We start from the raw sequence: 19,929 nt of genomic DNA, 5'->3' as shown, positions 1-19,929 counted from the left end.
GGGCCGGCCGGTGTTCACCGGCCGGCCGGGCTCATCACAAGCCCTTCACACCGAACACACCGCGACCACGGCAGCGAGTTGAGCGCGCCGAGTAACGCTTCGATCACGGCGAGCGTCGAGTCATCGCCGGAGCTGGCTGGTGATGGTGCTGTCGGTGATCGACGTGTCCGCTGCCAGCAGGAAGGCCTTCGACAGGATCACCGCCAGCGTGCGGTCCCCGTCGAAGGGCAGGAACACCGATCCGCTGCTCTCGTCCCGCCGGGTGGGCACGATGCACAGGTACTCGTCGTTGGGCTCCATGAGGATGTTCCCGGAGCCGAGGTGGATCCGGTAGCTCCGCAGGTCACCGCGCACCCGCAGGAACCGGCCGTCCAGGGAGCACCGGTCGGCGATCGCCAGGCGGGGGACCACCCGGGACAGCAGGTCCCGCCGGGTCAGCGCGGTCGCGGAGAGCTCCCCGAAACCGTAGGAGTGCCAGTACTCCTGGTACCGGCCAGCCGGACCGCCGTCCGCCCAGGTCGGATCGGCGCCCACGCTCGCCACCCCGACGAAGAGGTCCACGTCCCGCAGCACCTCGCTGAGCACCAGCGGCGGCACCTCCGCCAACGGCACCGGCGGCGTCGGCTCCTGGTCGGGGCCCACCCACTGCGAGTACGGCCCACCGCAGGCGTGTTGGCTGTTCCTGGGCGCGTCCAGCGGGTAGAAGCGCACCTGGTCGGTGGCGAGGTGGAGGAACGTGCCGCTCTCGGTGGTGTCGGTGCCGTAGTCCTCGCCGACGCCCTCCACCCAGAACTCCGCGCGCAACCCCCACTCGGGCAGCTCCCGGCAGGGTGCCTCGCAGGAGTCGTCGACCATGAGCCGCAACTGGTTCCGCCAGCCCCGCACGGTGGCCAGCGAGTGGAACTGGTGCTGGCGGAGGATGTGGGCGGCGAACCGGTTCGAGTAGACGCCGGTGGCGCGTTCGGCGTCGGTGAGCGGGTACACCTCCCGGTGCGCCTGCTTGAACGGCTGGGTCACCCGACGGTCCTCCAACCACCGCCGCCAGGCCAGCACCCGCTCGACCCCGTCCTCGACCGGGTGCCACAACCGCACCTCGGCGGCCGGGTCCGCCGTCACCTCCGCACCGTCCACGTCCACCAGCCGGCCGTCGAACCAGCAGGCCGGGGTGCCGCCCACCCACCACACCAGCCGGCGGGCCAGGACCCCGACGAGGGGGTGGTCGAGGTACCGGTCCCGCCACCCCTCGTACCGCCAGGTCCGCCGGCTCAGCATGAGCCGGTCGAGCCGGTCCCGCTGGGCGGTGAGCATCTTCGTGACGTCCTTGACCGCGCCCCGGAGCCGGGCGACGTCCTCGGGGTGGTCGGCGCGGACCTGGGCGGGGACGGACCTGACCGGCCGGCCCGTGGCGCTGGTCCAGCTGAGGGTGGCCGAGTTGGTCCCGATCAGCAGCCGGGCGGTGGCGCCGCCGTCGAACCGCTCCTCCAGGGTGCCGACCTCGGTCATGCCGAAGGTGGGTACGCCGAGCTCCTCGATCTCGTCCCTGCTGATCCCCAGGGCCTCGGCGCGGCGGGCCAGGCCCTTGTCGATCTCCTTCAACGTCCCCTTGTAGGTCACCCGCGAGCTGAGCCTGGCGAGTTGCCCGAGGGCGGCGGCGCCGTCGAGTTCGGACAGGGCGTAGGTGGCGGAGTTGGCGAGCCGGGGTGAGCGGGGACCGACACCCGGGGCCTTGCGCAGGGCGGTCTCCACCATCCCGCCGAGGACGCGTTCCAGGCCCTCGGCGGGCGGGCACAGGGTCGCCAACCAGCACAGCCCGCGCAGCGCGGTGACGTTGTGCGGGTCGAGCAGGGCACTCACGTCGTGGGAGTACCAGATGGAGGGTCGCAACGGCAGGGTGCGCGCCCGGCCCACCCGCGAACCCCAGGCCACGAACAGGGCGGGGAACCGTTCGGCACCCGGCTTGGACAGCAGGTCGCGGGCGGTGCGCTTCCAGGCCGCCGACGGTTTGGCGGTGGTCGCCGTCAGCGCGTGCGCCACGAGGGCGCGCAGCGCGTCCCGCTCGGGTTCGGGCAGCGCGTCGATGTCGGAGGTCGCCGCCTCACTCCACGCCTCGCCGACGTTGAGCAGCGGCCACCGGCCCTCCTCCGGGAGAACGGTGACGTCCCGCGTGCCGTGGGCGTCGAGCCGGTGACGCCTGAGCAGCGCCACGAGCTCCGGACGGCGAGCCGCCCCCGCCCGCCGCAACACCGGGAGCGCGGCGAAGGGCAGTGCCAGGGAGAAGCAGCCGCCGAGCCAGTCCAGCAGCAGGTCCTCATCGAGCCAGGAGCCGCCGACGCCCTCGATCAGCAGGTTGTCCCGCAGCAGGTGGAGGTACAGGGCGTCGTCGGTGGTGGACGGCATGTCCTTGAGGCGGTGCAGCACCTCGGCGAAGAGGTGGGCGGCCAACGCGGTGTCGTGGTCGACGACGATCCTGGTCACGCCTCGGGAGACGGCGCCCGCGTCGAGCGCGCGGGCGCTGGGGAACCGCTCCAGCAGGGTGAGGGCCGCGTTGGCCGCCTCGTCCCGCTGCTCGGGACGTCCGGCGACGGCCTGCCGGACGTGCCGCAGGACGGTGATCAGCAGGCGGACGGTCCGGAGCCGGTCCCGTTCGCGGGTGCCGGGGGCGTCCTCCGCCATGAGTTCGCCGAGCTGGCCGTGGAGTGCGTCCATCTCCTCGGGAGAGAGCGCCGCCACCCGGGGGACCAGCGGATCGTCCACCCACCGGTAGTGGGTCGAGGGGGCCCGGACCAGGTCGACCAGCCCCGGTGGCGGTGCGGTCGTCGACATGTCAGCCTCCCACCAGTGCGACGAGGCGGAGGAAGGTCACCTCGGTGTGGACGGTGAGGTCGACCTCCTCGTCAAGCTCGACCAGCTGGCGGTCCCCGACCAGGATGACCAAACCGTTGCGGGTGAACGCCTTCTCCGCCAGGTCCGCCTGCTCCTCCCAGTCCACCCTGCCCTGACCGGTGGGGGAGCCGTTGAGCGCGCGTTCCCGGGCGGTGGGACGCACCAGGCCGCGGAACTCGCCGCCGGAGGCGTGGTACTCGCCGACCTCCTGGTAGACGCGCCGCCGGATGAGTTCCCGGACGGTGACGCGTTCCTCGAGGAACTCCAACGTCCAGGTGGACTGCGCGGCACCTCCGGTGCTCTCGTCCACGATCGTGACCTCTGCCATGGCACGGACGGTAACCACGGTGGCCGACAACCGCGTTCCGCTGGTCGAGGACGACGGCTCAGCGGCGCGCGCATCGTCCACTGTCATCGGATCAGGTGAGAAACCTGGTTTCGGCGAGCGCCCCGGCCGCCCCGGTTGCTAAGACTGCGGTGATCACCCACGCACTCCCCGTGAGATCCACTGGTGACGTGACACCAGGCGGCGCCGGGGGGTCGCAGACCCCGACGGTCGCGGCTCCCCGGCGCATTCACCGCGCGTCGCGGCTGCCGAGCGGCGTGACCGCGGCACACCGAGACCGGTCGGCGTGGGCCGGCCGGGCCTGCCCGGAAGGGGAATCACCGATGTCGTCAGCGAAACATCCCCCGGTCCTGCTCGGACTCCTCACCGCGGGAGTCCTCGCCACCTCGGGATGCGGCGGTTCGGAGGAGGCGAGAAACGAACTGCGGCTACCGGACTCCCCCACGGCGGCTGAATCCTCCCCGGCCGAGGGCGACGGGGTCGCCGCCTCGGCGGTGCTGGTGGACGCCTCCGGCAACGACGTGGGAACCGTGCGCCTCCGCGAGGTCACCGGCGGGGTGGAGGTCGTCGCCACCGTGTCCGATCTGGAACCCGGTTTCCACGGATTCCACGTGCACCAGACGGGCCGGTGCGAGCCGGACAGCCAGAGCCCCAGCGACCCGGAGAAGGTCGGCGACTTCCTCACCGCCGGCGGTCACCTCGGCAGCGGGGACGACCAGCACCACCCCGGCCACGGAGGCGACCTCACCAGCCTCTTCGCCACCGAGGACGGTGTCGCCGAACTCACCACCGTCACCGACCGGTTCACCATCGCCGACCTGGTGGACGAGGACGGCGCGGCCTTCATCGTCCACGCCGGACCGGACAACTTCGGCAACATCCCCGAGCGCTACGCGCCGGACGGCCCGGACTCCGACACCCTGTCCACCGGTGACGCCGGTGACCGGGTCGCCTGCGGGGTCGTCACGAACTGAGCGACGGGCCGGGTGGCACCGCCCACCCCCTCGGCGGACGCGCCACCCGGCCCGCCCCGGTCAGCGGAACATCTCGACGTTGTCGCGCACCCACGTCGAGAACGGTGTTCCCGGTCGACCCAGGACCTCCTCCACCGTGCTGGTGGCCTCGGCGGGCGTGTCGACCAGCTCCAGCAGACCGTCGACGAACCACTCGGCGTACTCGCCCAGGTCGTGCAACTCGGCGATGGCCTCCTCCCGGGTGAGTTCCACCAGCCGCAGCTCCCGTCCGAGCGCCTCCCCGATGAGCCGCGCCTGCCGTTCCCGGGTGATGGTCTCCGGTCCGGTCAGCGAGTAGGCCCGGCCGGCGTGCCCGTCGTGGAGCAGGGCGGTCGCCGCGACCGCGGCCACGTCCTCCAGGGCGATGGGGGCGCTGGCCGACCCGAAGGCGGCGTCCCGCACCGTCCCGGTCTCGCGGATGGTGTCGGCCCAGACGCTGATGTTCGCCATGAAGTCGCCGGGCATGAGGTGGGTCCACTCCGCTCCGGAGGCCTCCACCGCCTCGGCGACGGCATACCACCAGGAGCCCTCCTCCCCGGAGAGGTCCACGATCCGCTCGACCCCGGCCTCCCGCGCGAGCCCCACCACCTCCCCGGCCGTGTGGGGTGTCGGGGCGAGGTAGAGCGCGTGAACGCCCTCCAACGCGGGACCGATCGAGGCGGGGCGTCCCACGTAGCCGCGGAACGCCTCCACCGAGGCGGGCAGCGCCGCCCTGACCGGGTCGACGGTGAGCGCGCGGACGTCGGTGGCCCCGGCGGCCAGCAGCGCGTCCACCACCAGCCGTCCGATGTTGCCGGTCGCTCCGGTCACGAGAATGGTCATCCTTGGTCCTCCGAGGGGTGCCGAACCGCGCCGGTGGGCGCGGGAACGTGTGCGGGGTGCGGTGGACGGCTCGGGCCGGCAGGGCATCGGCCGGGAACCGGCTGGTGCCGGGAGCGAGCCGGCTGGGGTGGGGCTCACCCGGAGGTCGCCACCCGCCGGGCCCCGTCGATCTCCGCCGCGAGTTCGGGCGAGGCCGGGGCGGGGGTGGCGATGCGCAGGGCCCGCACGAGGTCCCGGTACAACTCGTCGGAGGCCAGCAGTTCCTCGTGGGTGCCCCTGGCTCGCACCGCGCCGTTCTCCATCACGACGATGAGGTCGGCGTCGATCACGGTCGACAGCCGGTGGGCGATCGTCACGACGGCCGCCTCCTCGGCCCGCTCCCGCACGCAGTCGTGCACCGCGGCCTCGGTCAGACCGTCGATCTGGGCGGTGGCCTCGTCGAGCAGCAGGACGTCCGGGGTGCGCACCAGCGCCCGGGCCAGCGCGATCCGCTGGCGTTCCCCACCGGAGACGATGGTCGAGGCCAACGGGGTGTCGAGCCCGTCGGGCATGTCCGCGACCCGCTCCGCCATCCGGACCTTCCGCAGCGCCGTCCACACCTCCTCCTCCGAGGCATCCGGGTAGGTGAACGTCAGGTTGTCCCGGACGGTGCCGGGCACCACCGGCGTCTCCTGCTCGACGTAGGCGAACCGGGCGCGCACCTCCTCGTGGCTGAACTCGCGGTAGGGCCGGCCGTCGAGCCGCAGCTCACCCGACTCGGGTTCCAGGAACCGCAGCAGCAGGGAGAACAGCGTCGTCTTGCCCGCGCCGCTCGGACCGACGATCGCGGTGTGGCCGCGCCGGGGGATGGTGAGGTCCACACCGGACACGGCGGGTTCCGCGCCGGGCGCGTAGCGGGCGGCGACCGAGGCGAGCCGCACCACCGGGGTTTCCGCACCGCCCGGAGAATGGGATGTCGAGGTGTCGCCGGTGGTGGTGTCCGAGGTGGGGCGGTCAGCCGACGCCCACTCGGTCCCCTCCGGTTCGAGGCGTTGGGTCTCCCGGATCCGCCCGGCGGCGGCGAGCCCGGCCTGGATGGCGGTGACGTTCTGGCTCAGCGTCATGATCGGGTCCATCAGGCCGAACGCGTAGAGCAGGAACGCGATCAGGCTGGACACCGCGAGGGCGCCGTCGGCGATCCGCCACGCCCCCACGCCCAGCACCAGGATGATCGCCAGCTGGACGCCGGACCAGGCCACCGTCCAGGCGACGGCCTCCCGGCGAACCGCCCGCACGCTGAACCGCGCCGCCTCGGTGGCCTCCCGCACGATCTGGTCGCCCTGGCGCCGCTCGGCCCGACTGGCCTTCACGGTGCGGATCGCGCGCAGACCCTCGGTGAGGGCGCCGCCGAGCCGGCCCACCCGTTCCTGGGCCTGTTCGTGGGCCTTGGCGATCGGAGGCATCAGGACCGCGAAGGCCACCGCGACCACGGAGACCGCCGCGACCGTCAACCCCAGCAGCACCAGGTCCAGCACCGCCATCAGCACGAGGCTGCCGACGAGGGTGACCACGCCGTTGATCAGCCCGACCACCGAGTCGGCTGCGGCCTCCCGGAGCAGCAGGGTGTCCGAGGTGACGCGGGTGGAGAGCTCGCCGGCGGGCCGAACCCCCAGGCTGGTGATCCGGGCGCCGAAGAACCGCCGCACCATCGCCTCCCGCGCGGAGAGCACGACCCGTTCGCCGATGGTGCCCAGCAGGATCCACTGCCACAGCGAGACGACGGCTCCGACGACCAGCAGCACCAGCAGGGCGATCACCGGGGTGGTCAACGACAGGCCCTCGCCCAGGGCGTCGAGGATCCACTTGGTGACCATCGGGGTGGCCAGTCCCATCCCGGAGGCCAGGAGCGCGAGGGCGAGCCCGCCGAGCAGGCCACGCCAGTGCGGTCGGGCGAACGACCACAGCAACCGCAGGCGCGGTGCCCCGGTGGTCGAGGAGGGGTGACCCGAATCGGGCAGCACAGACATGTCCGGTAGTGGAACACGACTGTTCCGTTTCAGGCAAATGAGTTCCGTTATGCTCCGATTCGGGGGCGAGTACGGTACGTCGCATGACGGAGGCGGGAGATCAGGTGGTCGAGACCGGAGTGCGCACGCGCACGCGTCAGGCGATCCTCGACGCCGCCGTCGTCGTCCTCAGCCGTGACTCCTCGGCCTCGCTCTCCGAGGTCGCCAGGGAGGCAGGGGTGGGGCGCACCACCCTCCACCGCTACTTCGCCGAACGCTCCGACCTCGTCCACGCCATCGGCACCCTCACCCTGGAGCGGATCGCGGTCGCCACCGACCGCGCCAAGCTCGAGGTCGGGCCGGCCCGTGAGGCGATCGTGCGGCTCTGCCGGGAGTACTTCGAACTGCTGGGGGACGTCCTGTCGCTGGTCTTCACCGACCCGCAGTTCAGCTCCGGCCTCGACTGGCACGAGGAGAGCGACTCCGACCTCGCGTTGTTGGCCCTGGTCCAGCGGGGCCACCGGGACGGGTCGATCGACCGGGAGCTGACCCCGGAGTGGGTGCAGCAGGCGCTGTGGGCACTGCTCTACGCGGCCTGGGCCTTCGTGCGGGAGTGCGGGGTCTCCCGGCACGAGGCGCTCGGGCAGTGCCTGCGTTCGCTGGACCGCATGCTCCACCCCGTCGGCGAGCGGGCCGGCTGAGTCGCGCACCACCACGAGGGTGGGCGCCGGGGTCGCGGTGGCCGACGTGGTACTTCGAGTCCGCCCGACGTGCCCGTGCTCCGTCGAGATCCATTCGCCGCACAACCTGCCCGCACCCCCGACCCGGGGTTACGGGAGGGGGCGGTGACCACCCGGTGACCACACGTTCGCACCGTAGCGAGGCCCAGCGTCGTCATCACCCACCAGCCGCGCCGGTCGACCGGGTACGGGGTGGACGTGGACTTCCACCTGGTCCTCGCCACGTGGGGGACACCCCGAAGGGGGAGTGCTCACAGTGGCGGCGCTCCTCACCCAGCCCCACTAGGGCGCTACGACGCGGTGCCCCCGCGCATCCGCGCGGATCCCGTACTCCGTGATGTCCGGGCGGCCGCGTTCGTCCCACTCTCCCAAGATGGCGGTCACCGCGTCCCACAGCCCATCACTCTGGACCACCTCGACGGAGCCGTCGTCCAGTTCTGTGGCCCGAGCCCATGCTCCCGTCGTTCGTTCGTCGAGCAGGTGGACGACGCGCCCGTCATCGTCGAGGTGGGAACCCCTCCACAAGCCAGGGCGGTGCAGCGAGAGCACCGCGCGGCCGGTGCGGTCGTCCAGGGCTTCTGGCAGTGTGTCCCGTCGGGCCGGAGACCCGCTGTGGCGGGGGATGTCGTGGGGATCCGGAGCCGGGTCGTCCACACCGCTTCGACGGGGCAGGAAGGCCGCGAAGTCGAGCACACCGCCCTCGGCCGTTCCGTCCTCCAGGACGAGCAGGGACACGAGACCGAAGCCGAGGTTGACCAGGATCCGTCCCCCTGGCCGGACCTGTCGCAGCCACGTGGCGGGCACCGATGTGAGCCCGCAGGTGGTGATCAGCCGGTCGAACGGGCCGTGCCGCGGCGCGCCTTCGGCTCCGTCTCCGGTGAGGACGGTCGGCTGGTACCCCAGGTCGTCGAGCCGGGCTGCGGCCGTCAGGGTGAGCCCCGGTTCGATGTCCACGGTGACTACCCGGTGGGAGCCCAGGCGGTGGCAGAGGAGCGCCGCGTTGTAGCCCGTTCCCGTTCCGATCTCCAGCACCCGTTCCGAGCCGCGCAGCTCCAGTGCTTCCAGCATCGTCGCCATCAGTGACGGCGCCGTGCTCGAGGAGATGGGGGTGCCGTCGGAGCCCACCTCGGTGATCAGCGTCGTGTCGCCGTGGACGAGGCCGAGCCGGGCGGGGTCGGTGCGCGAGATCCACGACAATCCGTCCGGCGTGCGCACGGCGAAGTCGCCGACGAAGTGGTCCCGGGGCACGTCCACGAACGCGGCCAGGAGCGCGGGGTCGGAAAGTGCCCCGACCGCGCGCAGGATCTCGGCGAGCTGGCGCCTGAGCAGGTGGCGATGGTCCGCTGTCGTGTTGGTCATGGGGCACCTTCACTGTGTTCGTCGGCTGGGGCCCGGCGACCCGGCACGTGCGGGTTCCGCCTGCCACGCCCACTGCCCGTTCGGACCGTCGTCCAGAATCCCCCACGTCCGTTCTGGGGTCCATGACCCGGTCCGGTGACAGAACAGGCCAGCCCGGAGATCCCGTGGGGAGCGTGCGGCCGCATGCTCCACCCCGTCGGCGAGCGGACCGGCTGAGTCGCGCACCACCACGAGAGTGGGCGCCGGGGTCGCGGCGGACGATGTGGCGCCTCGAACCCACCGGAACCGAACCCGCGCTCAGGGAGGCGCCCTCCCCGAACCCGCCTGGCGCCGGACCGGCCCGCTCGGAGCGACTCCGCGCGGCAACCCCACGCCGAAATCCGGTGCCAAACCACCTGAAAAAAATTGCAACACTGGAACCGATCGACCGCTGTGCTCGCCGAGTGGGTCGAGCGCGCGTCGGCGATACCCGTCGCAGGTCAACGGATTGACACCGCCATTCGTCCGTACCGGGCAGTGTCATCCGTGGTCCTGTCGCCGCCTTCCCAATTCGTCCAGCACCTGTTAGCTTCACCACACAACTGAAAATTATTGCAGTACCTCGGTTGCCGTCCGCCGAGGAACCGCCCGGTCCGGCGGGGCAACCCGCCGCCCCCCAAGGAGGAACCGGTGAGAGTTCGCAACGTCGCGACGATCGCCACGGCCGTGCTGGTCAGCATGGCCGCCTCGTCCATCCCGGTCCTGGCCTCCGACACCCAGGCCAGCGCCGACCCGACCTCCACCCCGACCACCCCCGTCGAGACCACCGCCCAGGCCAACGGCGACACCCTCGTCCACCTCTTCCAGTGGCGGTGGGACTCGGTCGCCAGGGAGTGCGAGGACGTCCTCGGCCCGGCGGGCTTCGGCGGGGTGCAGGTCTCCCCGCCCCAGGAACACGTCGTCCTCGCCGACGACCACCACCCCTGGTGGCAGGACTACCAGCCCGTCAGCTACCAGCTCGACAACACCCGACGCGGCACCCGCGCCGACTTCGTCGACATGGTCGAGACCTGCCGGGACAACGGCGTCAGGATCTATGTGGACGCCGTCATCAACCACATGGCCGGCAGCGGCTCCATCGGCAGCGGCCCGGGCAGCAACGGCAACACCTTCGACAAGTACCGCTACCCGGCGGCCGGCTACGACGACCAGCACTTCGGCGACTGCCGCCGCGACATCGGTAACTGGGACAACCCCGACGAGGTGTGGCACTGCGAGCTGCTCGCCCTGTCCGACCTGCGCACCGCCGACCCCGTCGTCCGGGGCCGCATCGCCGACTACCTCAACGACCTCGTCGGGATCGGCGTCGCCGGATTCCGCGTCGACGCCGCCAAGCACATGCCGCAGGCCGACCTCCAGGCCATCTACGGAATGCTCGACGACGTCCCGCACTTCGGCGGCAGGCCCCACATCTACCAGGAGGTCATCGAGGGCGGCGGCCCACCGGAGCTGAAGCCCCCCGCCTACGCGCACCTCGGCCAGGTCACCGAGTTCCGCTACCAGCGGCAGGTCGGCCCGGCCGTGCGGGACGGCAACCTCGGCTGGCTGCACGATCTCGGCGGCCAGATGGCCCTGCCCAGCGGGGACGCCGTCGTCTTCGTCGACAACCACGACACCCAGCGGTCCGACCCCGGCCTGGTCTTCCAGAACAACCCCGGCCCCTACCGGGTCGCTTCCGCGTTCATGCTCGCCCACCCTTTCGGCACCCCGAAGCTGATGTCCAGCTACCGGTTCACCAACAACGAGCAGGGGGCGCCCAGCGCCGGGCAGCAGCCGGGCAACCCGGCTGGGGCGATCACCGCCCCCACCGAGTGCGGGGCCAACGGGTGGCTGTGCGAGCACCGCGAGCCCGCGATCGCCGGCATGGTCGGGTTCCGCAACCAGGTGGGGGATGCGCCCCTCACCCACCGGTGGACCTCGGGCGATGGCCGGGCGATCGCCTTCGGCCGGGGTCAGGAGGGCTTCGCCGTGTTCAACCGGGGCGGGGCGCTCAACCAGGCGTTCCGCAGCGGGCTGCCCGCCGGCACCTACTGCGACGTGGCCACCGGCAGCCGGTCCACCGGTGAGGGCACCTGCACGGGGGCCGCGGTGACCGTGGCCGGTGACGGGAGTTTCCAGGCCAGCGTTCCGACCGACGGTGTCCTGGCCCTGCACGTGGGCGAGACCGGTGCGCCCTGCGAGGCGGACTGCGAGGGGCCGCCTGGTGAGCAGCCCGGGCAGTGCGCCTTCGGGGTGCGGGCCGAGACCTGGTTCGGCCAGGAGGTGCACCTGGTCGGCAGCATCCCCGAACTCGGGAGCTGGAACCCGAGTGCCGGTGTGCACCTGTCGTCGTCGGACTACCCGGTGTGGCGGACCACGGTGACCCTGCCGGCCGATAGCGCGTTCGAATACAAGTACGTGAAGATCGCCCCCGGCGGCGAGGTCGAGTGGGAGCCGGGTGCCAACCGCCGGGGTTCCACCGGCGGGGCGTGCTCGTTCAGCGGTACCTTCGGCGACACCACCGGGTGAGTGGGGCGGTCATGGTGCCGCTCGTCCCGACCTCCGTGACCGCGCACCGAGGCCAGCCGCACCGGCCACCTGGCCCGGTTCGCTCCCGAGTCCTTCGACCCGGCGGGCGGCCCGGCCGGGTGGCCGCGCCAGGTGAGGGCCGCCAGGTGGGGGTCGTCAGGTGGGGGTCGTCAGGTGGGGGTCGTCAGGTGGGGGCCGACAGCGGGAATCCGGGACCCCGACTTCGTCGGGCTGCGCCGAGCCCGCCTGGTCGGCCTCGTCGCCGACCTAGCCGACGGACTGGACACCGTGGTCGGGGAACGCGGCTACCGCTTCTCCCGCAGCTGCCCCGCGCGAAGACCAACTCGCCGAGTGCCAGTGGCCGGCTCATCCCGCCCACGCCGCGGGCATACCGGGGTGAGGGTCGGTGCGGGCGGGTCCGGTTGGTGCCGGGCCGGCGGCCCCTGGGTCACCGGGAGGTGTCGGTGATCACCTGGGCCAACTCGGCGGCGACCGAGGCCGGCGCGTCGCATCCCGCGATCTCGACGGCGAACTCCCGCGCCCGGGCCCGGTACCGGGGCTCCCGCAACACCCGTTCCACGGCGTCGGCGACCGCCTCGGCGGGCGGCGTTCCGGTGCGCAGGTCGATCCCGGCACCCGACCACGCGACCCTGGCGGCGTTCTCCGGGTTGTCGGCGCTGTCCCCGGCCACGACCAGCGGCACGCCGGCCCCCAGCGCCTGGTGCGTCCCCCCGGCGCCCCCGTTGGTGACCAGCACGTCCACTCTGGGCAGCAGCCGGTCGTAGGCGAGGAACCGTTCCACCCGCACGTTGGGCGGGAGCGCGGCGGCGCCCGGCACCGCCGACTCGGGGCGTCCCCCGGTGGCCACCACGACCAGGACGTCCTTCCCTGCCAGGCCGCGCACCGTCGGCCCGACCAAGCGGTCGAGATCGACGTTGTCGATGGTCCCCTGGGTGACGTGCACGACGGGGCAAGCGTCGTCGAGCTCAGACCACCAGGGCGGGGGCGTCCAGTCGGTGGGGCCGCTCGGTGGGAGGGGCCCCACGAACCGGAAGGACGCGGGCAGGTCGCTCCTCGGGTACTCGAAACCCGCGCTCGTCAACTGCGTGAACCGGTCGGCGAGGACGGGCCAGTCGAGCACGAACTCCGGTAGGCGGGGCAGTCCCAGTTCCCGCAGCCCCCGGTTCACCCGGTCCTGGGCCGCACGGAACACGACCTCGCGGGCGGCCCAGGTGAGCACCGCGTTGCGGGGCGCGTTGAGCGGTGACCGCAGCGGCGGCAGCGCCATGCCGAACGGCGCGGTGTCCCGACTGGACTGCGCCAGGGGGAAGACCCCGGCACCCACGACGGGGGGCCTGCGCGCCGGTGGACCCGCCAACAGCGGGAGGACCCCCAGGAACGACTGTTCCACCAGCAGCGCCTCCGCCGGGTCCCGGTCCAGCTCCGCCCGCAACGCCCGGTACTGGCCGGGCATCGAGGCGGCGAAGACCTCCGCGTAGTCGAAGGCGAGCTTCCGGATCCCGGTCAGCGGGACGCGCCCCGGGAACACCTCGTCGAACCGCCGGTAGTCGTAGTCGCACGCCTCGGGCAGCGGCACGTGTTCGATGCCCACCGCCGCCACCGCGTCGGCGAAGCGGGCTCCGGTCAGCATCCGCACCCGGTGCCCGGCTCGCACCAGACCCGCGCCCAGTCCGCGCAGCGGGTTCACGTGACCGTGGATCGGACTGGAACAGAGCAGGTAGTCACCCAACGTCGTCCTCCTCCCTCGAACGGCGGGACCTCCGACACCGCTCCCCGCGTCGGCCAGGGGAGGAGTTCCACCGCGCCGGCGAAGCCCGGACCACGTCGGGGCTCGCAGCGGGACGTCCCGATCTGTCCGGCGGCACCGTACCCCCGGCCCGGCCCGGGAATCGGCCGGTGTGGACGGACCGCGACCCCGGCGATCCGGCGGTCAGCGCTTCACGCCGACCCCCACCACGACGACCCGGTCGGACTTTGGGGGCGGGTTGAGCCGGGGCCCGTCGGGCCACCACGCCGACGGGCGGGTCAGCCCGGGCCGGACGAGTTCGAGCCCGTCGAAGTAGGACTCGATTTCCGCCTCCGCCCGGAAGTGCACCGAGGTCATCGAGCTGGCCTCGTACACCGCCGCCACCTCGCGGGCCAGCGCGCTGACCGGCCCTCCGTCCCCCGGGTCCAGGAGGTGGCTCATCGCCACGCACGACCCGGCCGGTAACGCCTCGACGTAGCGGCGCACCACCTCGTGCGGCCGGCGGTCGGCCCCCAGGTACACCAGGGACAGGCACTGCAGCAGCGCGACCGGCCGTTCCCAGTCCAGGTACCTGGTCAGCGTCGGGTGGGCCAGGAGGATGTCCGGCTCGCCCAGATCGCCGGCCACGAAGTGGGTGCGGTCGTTCTCCTCCAACAACGCCGGGCCCTGGGCGATCACGATCGGGTCGACGTCGACGTAGACGACCCGGGCCTCCGGGTTCGCCCGCTGCGCGATCTCGTGCACGTTCTCGTCGGTGGGCAGGCCACAACCGAGGTCGAGGAACTGGTCGATCCCCCGGCGGCCGGCCAGGTACCGCACCGCCCTGCTCAGCCATCGCCGGTGCTCGCGAGCGACCTGCCTCGCCTCGGGGAAGACCCCGAGCACGTCCCGGGTCACCTCGCGGTCGGCCTCGTAGTTGTCCTTGCCGCCCAGGAGTGAGTCGTAGACCCTGGCCATGCTCGCCCGAACACCGTTCATCGGCGGCGTCACGAACTGGTGGACTGCTGATTCATCAGAACGTGGCATAGGCAGACCTACTGTTCCTGGCGTGGCAAGGATCTCAAGGATAGACGTGATGATCCGTGACGGAGGCCACCGGTTCCTGGTCCTGCGTGATCGTGCGGAGAACGCCGTCCTCGGCCGTCGGTGCGGCCCAGCAGGATGACGAATGCTCCGCCCGGGACGCATCACCACCCGGTGTAGCTTGATATGAACGGGTGAATCTCGGGCAGCCCTGCTCGACCGGACGCGGGTGATCCGGTAAGGACGGGGAGTTGGACTGGCAGTGGGCTGGTGGGAGGTGGCGTGGCCACGGGTGAGTCCGCGCACAGCGGATCGACCGCGCGGCGAATGGTCCTCGGTGGGCAGTTGCGCAGGCTGCGGGAAGCCAGGGACCTCTCCCGGGAGGACGCCGGACACGCGATTCGCGGCTCCGAGTCCAAGATCAGCCGGATGGAGCTCGGTCGCGTCAGCTTCAAGGAACGCGATGTCGCCGACCTGCTGACCCTCTACGGCGTGCACGAGGAGGCGGAACGCGGCAGTTTCCTCGACCTCGTGCGGCAGTCGAACCAGCCGGGGTGGTGGAACCGCTACAGCGACCTGATGCCGCGCTGGTTCCAGGACTACGTCGGGCTGGAGGAGTCCGCCTCCCGCGTGCAGACCTACGAGGTGCTGTTCGTGCCCGGTCTGTTGCAGACCGAGCGCTACGCCAGGGCCGTCGTCCGACGCGGTATCCCCGACGCCTCGGAGGACGAGGTGTCGCGCCGGGTGACCCTGCGCATGCAGCGCAAGAAGGTGTTCACCTATCCCCGGCCGCCCCGGTTGTGGGCCGTGATCGACGAGTCGGTGTTGCACCGTCCGCTCGGTGGCCCGGAGGTGCTGCGGGAGCAGGTCGAGGAACTCCTCGAACTCGTCAAACTGCCGAACGTCTCGCTCCAGGTCGTCCCCTTCGGTCCGCGCGGGTCCTCGGCCGAGAGCGCGTTCACGATGTTGCGGTTCGCCGAGCCGGAGTTGCCGGACATCGTCTACCTCGAACACCTGTGCGGCGCGCTCTACCTGGACAAGCCGGCGGAGATCGACCTCTACAGCCAGGTCTTCCACCGGTTGACCCTGGACGCCGCCACGCCCGCGCAGACGAAGAAGATCCTCAACGAGGTGCGGAACCGCCTGGTCTGAGCGTTGCCCGCCCGGGTCGTCGTCCGTGGCCGTCGTCGTGGTCAGGGCTGGTGGCGAACGGGGGGTGGGCGCGGCGTCGTGGCCGAGGCGGTCCCGGTGCCACCGTCCCGGTCCCGCCCGTCCCCTCCTCTCACCGGGGGCGCGGCGGATCGTCCTCCCGCGCGGTGTCGGCCGGGTGCCGGCACGCCGCCGCCCCTCCCGTTCCGCCGGGCGGGGGCGTGGTCCTGGTCGGGTGAGCCGGGCGGGGCGTGGTCCTGGCGGCGGGGCGCCGGGCGGGGCGCGGCGGGTTCGCGGCCCAGGGTGGTCAGTACGGCGCCGGGCCGTGGGAATCCGATGCTCGGCCCGACCGGGGTGGCGAGGATGCCTCCCGGAGAGGTGCGGGGCGGGTGCGGAGGACATCGCTTTCCCGCTCGCGGTATCGCCGGAAGCCGCTGGTGGTAGGGGCGAGGTGGCCGGTGGCAATCGCCCGGACGCGGCCCGTTACAGTGATCTACGTCACCGTCCCGCTGCACGTGCATACGCCTGTGCACGCACGCGTGCTAGCTTTAGGTGCACGGTCAAATGCACGTGCATCCGGCCTCCGGTGGCAGTCGGAGAGGTGGGAGAGTCCGATGGACGAGATCCGCAACGGGATACCGGCCAGACTTCTGGACGGGGTGTCCTGGCGAAAGAGTCGGCAGAGCGGCGCGGTCGGGAACTGCGTCGAGGTCGCCAAACTCACCAGCGGCGATATCGCGCTACGCAATTCCCGCTATCCGGACGGTCCGGCGCTGATCTACACCAGGGCCGAGATCGCCGCGTTCCTCTCCGGCGCCAAGGATGGCGAGTTCGACTACGTCCTGTCCTGACCGCCTGGAACATCGCGTCACCGCGCGACCGCTCGATCCGCACAACGCTGTGCGTGCCGTGAAACGCCGACAGTTATGGGTTTGTTCATGACCGATATCGCTGACAGGCTACGAGCCATGATGGCGCGGGGCTTCCGATTCCTGCACCCGCGCGACGAGAACGGTGACGTGGTCGCGGTGACCGGGATCAGTTTGCACGACGGTGTCATCGACCTCCTCCAGTTATACGGGGAGGACGACGCGCAGGCGGTCAGGATGCCGGCGGACGAAGCCGATATCTTCTTTCCCCGTACCGTGTTGTGGCGGACGAGCGGACCGGCGGCCGACGTGATCGAGGAACTGCTGCACCTCCCGGAACCGGCGGCGGCACACCGCGTCCGGCGTCGGGAACTGAGCCGTGGCGGATGCTGGGTGCCGGCGCGACCCGGCAGGCAGCGTTGGCTCGCCGCGTCGTCCTGACCGGGACGACCAGACGGTGGAGGTTCGACATCGCGGGTCGAGCGGCCACCACCCCCGCCACATCCGGTCGGCCCCACCCGTCCAACCATCCCGGGGGATGCGATGTCCGTGACTCAGCCCACCCTGCTGGAACCACCCGTCTCCTGGGTCCGCGTGTTGCCCGGCTACCACATCAGCCAGCGACGCGGAGTGTCCAGCATCGCGGAGATCTCCCGCTCGGGCCGGCTGCTGCTCAGACTCGCCCGCCTCCCGGAGGCCACCGCCGGCCTGGACCCGCACCAGGTCGTCGAACTCGCTGACGCGGTCCGGGACCGCCAGCCGGGTCGGTGGTCGGTGTGGAACCCCGTCGTGGGCGTCGCGGCCCTCGTCCTCCACGTCGAGGACCACGACTACGTGACCCTCTCCCTCGACGGCGCCGGAGTGCCGGACTGGCAGATCCGCTTCGGGCGGGACCGCGTCGACCACCTGGCCGACGTGCTGACCGACGCCGCCGACCAGCTGTACTGACCCGAACCGTCCACCGAGGACGGTCCGCTCCACCCCCGACGGCCTGACACTGCCCGGCCCGCCACCGGGCCGGGGTCCGCTCCCGGGTCGCGTCCCGCCGCCCTCCCCGCGTCCCGCGTCTCGCGTCGACCGCGGCCCGCCGACGGCGGGCGGCACGCACCCCCGGGATCCGAGCGGCGGCCTTCGTGCCCTCGGGTCCGAGCACGTCCGCTCGGGCTCCACCCCGGCGAACCAGCGGCGTGAGCCCCGCCTCCCAGCACCGCTGGCGCGGCTGCCCACCCGTGTCACGGCTGGTCACCCGTACCTCGTCCCGCCGGGACACCGCACCGGACGGTCCTCGTGGCCGTTCGACTCGCCCGCACCCGGTGCGCGAGCTCCACCGGTGTGGTCCCGGCCCGCTGCTCGACTGCCAGCGGCGGCGCATGGCGGGCAGGTCGCTCCCGGTGCCCGGCGGCGCCGTCGTCCCGAGCCTCGTGCCCGGTGCGGCCCTGGGGAAGCCGGTCGCACGCCCCCGGCGGTGGGCGAGCATCGCTGCCGGTCGCTCGCCGTCGCGAGGATCGTGGGTCCGGGCCCGTCCTCCTCGGACGGCTCGCGGAACACGGGTCGCCCCGGGCCCCGCGTCACTTGTCGACGATGTGCCCGATCGGGTCGGTGGTCTCCGCGAGTTCGGCCCGCACCCGCCGCCACGCGATGTCGTCGATCCCGAGGGCGTGCCGGAGGTAGGCCCAGCAGGCCCGCCGGACCAAGGCGACACGCTCGGGGCTCTCGTCGGTGGTGTCCTCGGCGTCGTAGGCGTGGATCCCGCCGAGCATGTGCTCGCCCCCGAACAGGGTGAGCAGAGCCTGGGCCCCGGGGCTGCGGTGGTGGACGTCGGTGAACCAGTCGGGGCCACGGGTCGAGAGCGCGGACTGGTCCTGGTCGCCCGCGACCACGAGGGTCGGCGTGGTCAGTTCGTCGAAGTCGGGGCTCATGAAGGAGAAGTGCTCCCTGGCGAAGGGCGTCAGGTCGTCCCCGCCGATGCCCGTGGTCGCGAGGAGCACCCCGGCCTTGACGCGGGAATCGGTGTGGCTGGGGCCGGGCCGTCCGTCCGGGCCGAGGACGCGCGCGCCGAGGAGCATGCTGACGGTCTGCCCGCCCCAGGAGTGCCCGGCGACCGCCGTGCGGTCGCGGTCGACGCGGTCGGCGAGGCCGGGGACCGCGGTGAGGAGGTGGTCGAGCTCGTCGAGCACCCGTCCGACGTCCTGGACCCGGATCCGCCAGATGTTCGGGTACCGGGGGTCGTCGGGGGTGAGACCGAGGGTGCGCGAGTCGAGGAACGTGGGCTGGATGACGACGAAGCCGTGAGCGGCCCAGAAGTCGACCAGCGGGTCGTAGGAGGACATCGACTTGCCGAAGCCGTGGGCGAGGACGATGACGGGCAGGCCGGTGCCGGAGACCGGCGCTGACACGCGTACCCGCAGGTCGTCGCCGCCTTCTGGGGCGGGCAGGACGACCGGTTCGACGCTGGTGATCGGGGTGGGCGCGGGGACGGTGTTCGGGGCGACCGTGTCGGGTGCGGGCATGGGGGGTTGCTTCCTCTCTCGACTGCTCGTGAGCGCCGTGGGCGCGGGTACCCGGTGGGCGGACCACCGACTAGACTCCTAACCGGAGCGATGTTCCGAATATACGGAGCAGTGTTCCGGTTGCCAAGTGGGTCGTGGAGAGGAACGACGCGTGGGTGTGGGCGAGGAGCCGTCGTCGACGACCGGGAACCCGGCCAAGCGGGCGGACGCCCGGCGGAACGAGAAGGCGCTGCTCGACGCGGCGGCGTCGGTGTTCGTCACGCACGGAGTGGACGCGCCGGTGCGCCGGATCGCCGCCGAGGCGGGCGTGGGCATGGGGACCATCTACCGGCACTTCCCCACGCGTGCCGATCTCGTCGTGGCCGTGTACCGGCACCAGGTCGACGCGTGCGCCGAGGCTGGCCCCGCCCTGCTCGCGGCGGAGCCGTCACCGTTCGCCGCGATGTGCCAGTGGGTCACTCTCTTCACGGACTTCCTGGTGACCAAGCACGGCCTCGCCGCCGCGATCCGCGACGACCCCGACGGGTTCGCGGCCCTGCACGCACTGTTCCTCGACCGGCTCGTACCGGTGCTCGCCGACATCCTCGCCGCCGCGCGGGACGCCGGCGAGGTCACCGCTGACGTCACCGCCTACCAACTGCTCCGCGCGATCGGTGACATCTGCGCGGGCGCGGAGCGGGTCGATCCCGAGTACGACGCGCGGCTGACCGTGCGCCTGTTGCTGGAGGGATGCCGCCGGTAGGACCAGGGCAGCCGTCAGACCGCGCTGGCATCGGTGGCGGCACCGGGAACGCCGACGCCCCGGCGGTCGCCCACCGGCCCCGACCCACCCCGGGCACCCGCGCGTCGGTCCGCCGGCGGCGGGTGTCCGCCCCCGCCGTTCCCGGGCCACCGGCTCCTCCGCCAGCCCCAGCG

16 protein-coding genes are annotated in these 19,929 nt (G+C 72.3%); 8 read left to right on the top strand and 8 right to left on the bottom strand.

Going from position 1 to position 19,929, the window contains the following annotated elements; translation table 11 throughout:
• Nucleotides 1–120: 120 nt before the first annotated feature.
• Both C1701_RS02270 and C1701_RS02265 read right to left on the bottom strand, forming a co-directional pair.
• Complete coding sequence (locus C1701_RS02270; RefSeq protein ID WP_103055446.1) at nt 121–2,823, bottom strand: DUF4132 domain-containing protein; 2,703 nt, start codon at nt 2,821–2,823, stop codon at nt 121–123.
• Nucleotide 2,824: 1 nt separating this feature from the next.
• Complete coding sequence (locus tag C1701_RS02265) at nt 2,825–3,211, bottom strand: hypothetical protein (protein WP_030106784.1); 387 nt, start codon at nt 3,209–3,211, stop codon at nt 2,825–2,827.
• A 341-nt stretch (nt 3,212–3,552) separates the two neighbouring features.
• On the opposite strand from C1701_RS02265, the gene C1701_RS02260 reads away from it, so the two are divergent.
• Entirely contained in the window at nt 3,553–4,203 is a 651-nt protein-coding gene (locus C1701_RS02260) for a superoxide dismutase family protein (RefSeq protein WP_030106785.1), read from the top strand.
• 60 nt (nt 4,204–4,263) lie between these two features.
• Here the strand turns inward: C1701_RS02260 and C1701_RS02255 are convergent, their stop codons facing one another.
• On the bottom strand, nt 4,264–5,064 hold the full coding sequence (locus C1701_RS02255) for an NAD(P)H-binding protein (RefSeq protein WP_026420576.1): 801 nt from the start codon (nt 5,062–5,064) through the stop codon (nt 4,264–4,266).
• A 134-nt stretch (nt 5,065–5,198) separates the two neighbouring features.
• Nucleotides 5,199–7,070, bottom strand: a complete 1,872-nt coding sequence (locus tag C1701_RS02250; protein WP_103055445.1) for an ABC transporter ATP-binding protein — start codon at nt 7,068–7,070, stop codon at nt 5,199–5,201.
• 83 nt (nt 7,071–7,153) lie between these two features.
• Here C1701_RS02250 and C1701_RS02245 point away from each other — a divergent pair, with 83 nt between their 5' ends.
• Nucleotides 7,154–7,750, top strand: a complete 597-nt coding sequence (locus tag C1701_RS02245; RefSeq protein WP_103055444.1) for a TetR/AcrR family transcriptional regulator — start codon at nt 7,154–7,156, stop codon at nt 7,748–7,750.
• Nucleotides 7,751–8,071: 321 nt separating this feature from the next.
• Here the strand turns inward: C1701_RS02245 and C1701_RS02240 are convergent, their stop codons facing one another.
• The gene (locus C1701_RS02240; RefSeq protein WP_103055443.1) at nt 8,072–9,148 is read right to left on the bottom strand and encodes a methyltransferase domain-containing protein; all 1,077 of its coding nucleotides are present in this window, start codon (nt 9,146–9,148) and stop codon (nt 8,072–8,074) included.
• A gap of 669 nt (nt 9,149–9,817) precedes the next feature.
• Between C1701_RS02240 and C1701_RS02235 the strand changes: the two genes are divergently transcribed.
• Nucleotides 9,818–11,695, top strand: coding sequence for a carbohydrate-binding module family 20 domain-containing protein (locus C1701_RS02235; RefSeq protein ID WP_026420574.1), 1,878 nt, complete (start codon nt 9,818–9,820; stop codon nt 11,693–11,695).
• Between the two features lie 448 nt (nt 11,696–12,143).
• Here the strand turns inward: C1701_RS02235 and C1701_RS02225 are convergent, their stop codons facing one another.
• Together C1701_RS02225 and C1701_RS02220 are read right to left on the bottom strand one after the other, a co-directional pair.
• The gene (locus tag C1701_RS02225; RefSeq protein WP_103055442.1) at nt 12,144–13,445 is read right to left on the bottom strand and encodes a glycosyltransferase; all 1,302 of its coding nucleotides are present in this window, start codon (nt 13,443–13,445) and stop codon (nt 12,144–12,146) included.
• Between the two features lie 201 nt (nt 13,446–13,646).
• Nucleotides 13,647–14,489: an SAM-dependent methyltransferase gene (locus C1701_RS02220; RefSeq protein WP_337662087.1), complete on the bottom strand. Its 843-nt coding sequence runs from the start codon at nt 14,487–14,489 to the stop codon at nt 13,647–13,649.
• A 324-nt stretch (nt 14,490–14,813) separates the two neighbouring features.
• On the opposite strand from C1701_RS02220, the gene C1701_RS02215 reads away from it, so the two are divergent.
• The 4 genes from C1701_RS02215 (at nt 14,814) to C1701_RS02200 (ending at nt 17,452) form a co-directional block, all read left to right on the top strand.
• Nucleotides 14,814–15,638, top strand: coding sequence for a helix-turn-helix domain-containing protein (locus C1701_RS02215; protein ID WP_026420571.1), 825 nt, complete (start codon nt 14,814–14,816; stop codon nt 15,636–15,638).
• A gap of 611 nt (nt 15,639–16,249) precedes the next feature.
• Nucleotides 16,250–16,486 carry a DUF397 domain-containing protein gene (locus C1701_RS02210; protein ID WP_026420570.1) on the top strand — a complete coding sequence of 79 codons (237 nt, stop codon included), beginning with the start codon at nt 16,250–16,252 and terminating at the stop codon, nt 16,484–16,486.
• Between the two features lie 87 nt (nt 16,487–16,573).
• Nucleotides 16,574–16,945, top strand: coding sequence for a hypothetical protein (locus tag C1701_RS02205; protein ID WP_245588965.1), 372 nt, complete (start codon nt 16,574–16,576; stop codon nt 16,943–16,945).
• A 102-nt stretch (nt 16,946–17,047) separates the two neighbouring features.
• Nucleotides 17,048–17,452, top strand: a complete 405-nt coding sequence (locus C1701_RS02200; RefSeq protein WP_026420568.1) for a hypothetical protein — start codon at nt 17,048–17,050, stop codon at nt 17,450–17,452.
• 620 nt (nt 17,453–18,072) lie between these two features.
• Here C1701_RS02200 and C1701_RS02195 read toward each other — a convergent pair.
• Entirely contained in the window at nt 18,073–19,014 is a 942-nt protein-coding gene (locus tag C1701_RS02195) for an alpha/beta hydrolase family protein (protein WP_103055441.1), read from the bottom strand.
• Nucleotides 19,015–19,171: 157 nt separating this feature from the next.
• Here C1701_RS02195 and C1701_RS02190 point away from each other — a divergent pair, with 157 nt between their 5' ends.
• The gene (locus C1701_RS02190; RefSeq protein WP_026420567.1) at nt 19,172–19,756 is read left to right on the top strand and encodes a TetR/AcrR family transcriptional regulator; all 585 of its coding nucleotides are present in this window, start codon (nt 19,172–19,174) and stop codon (nt 19,754–19,756) included.
• Nucleotides 19,757–19,929 lie beyond the last annotated feature (173 nt).

Origin of the sequence: Actinoalloteichus sp. AHMU CJ021 (genome assembly GCF_002895405.1) — a bacterium.
GTDB lineage: Bacteria > Actinomycetota > Actinomycetes > Mycobacteriales > Pseudonocardiaceae > Actinoalloteichus_B > Actinoalloteichus_B caeruleus.
Note: the sequence above shows the minus strand (reverse complement) of the source record. Positions and strands in the feature narration are given on the sequence as shown.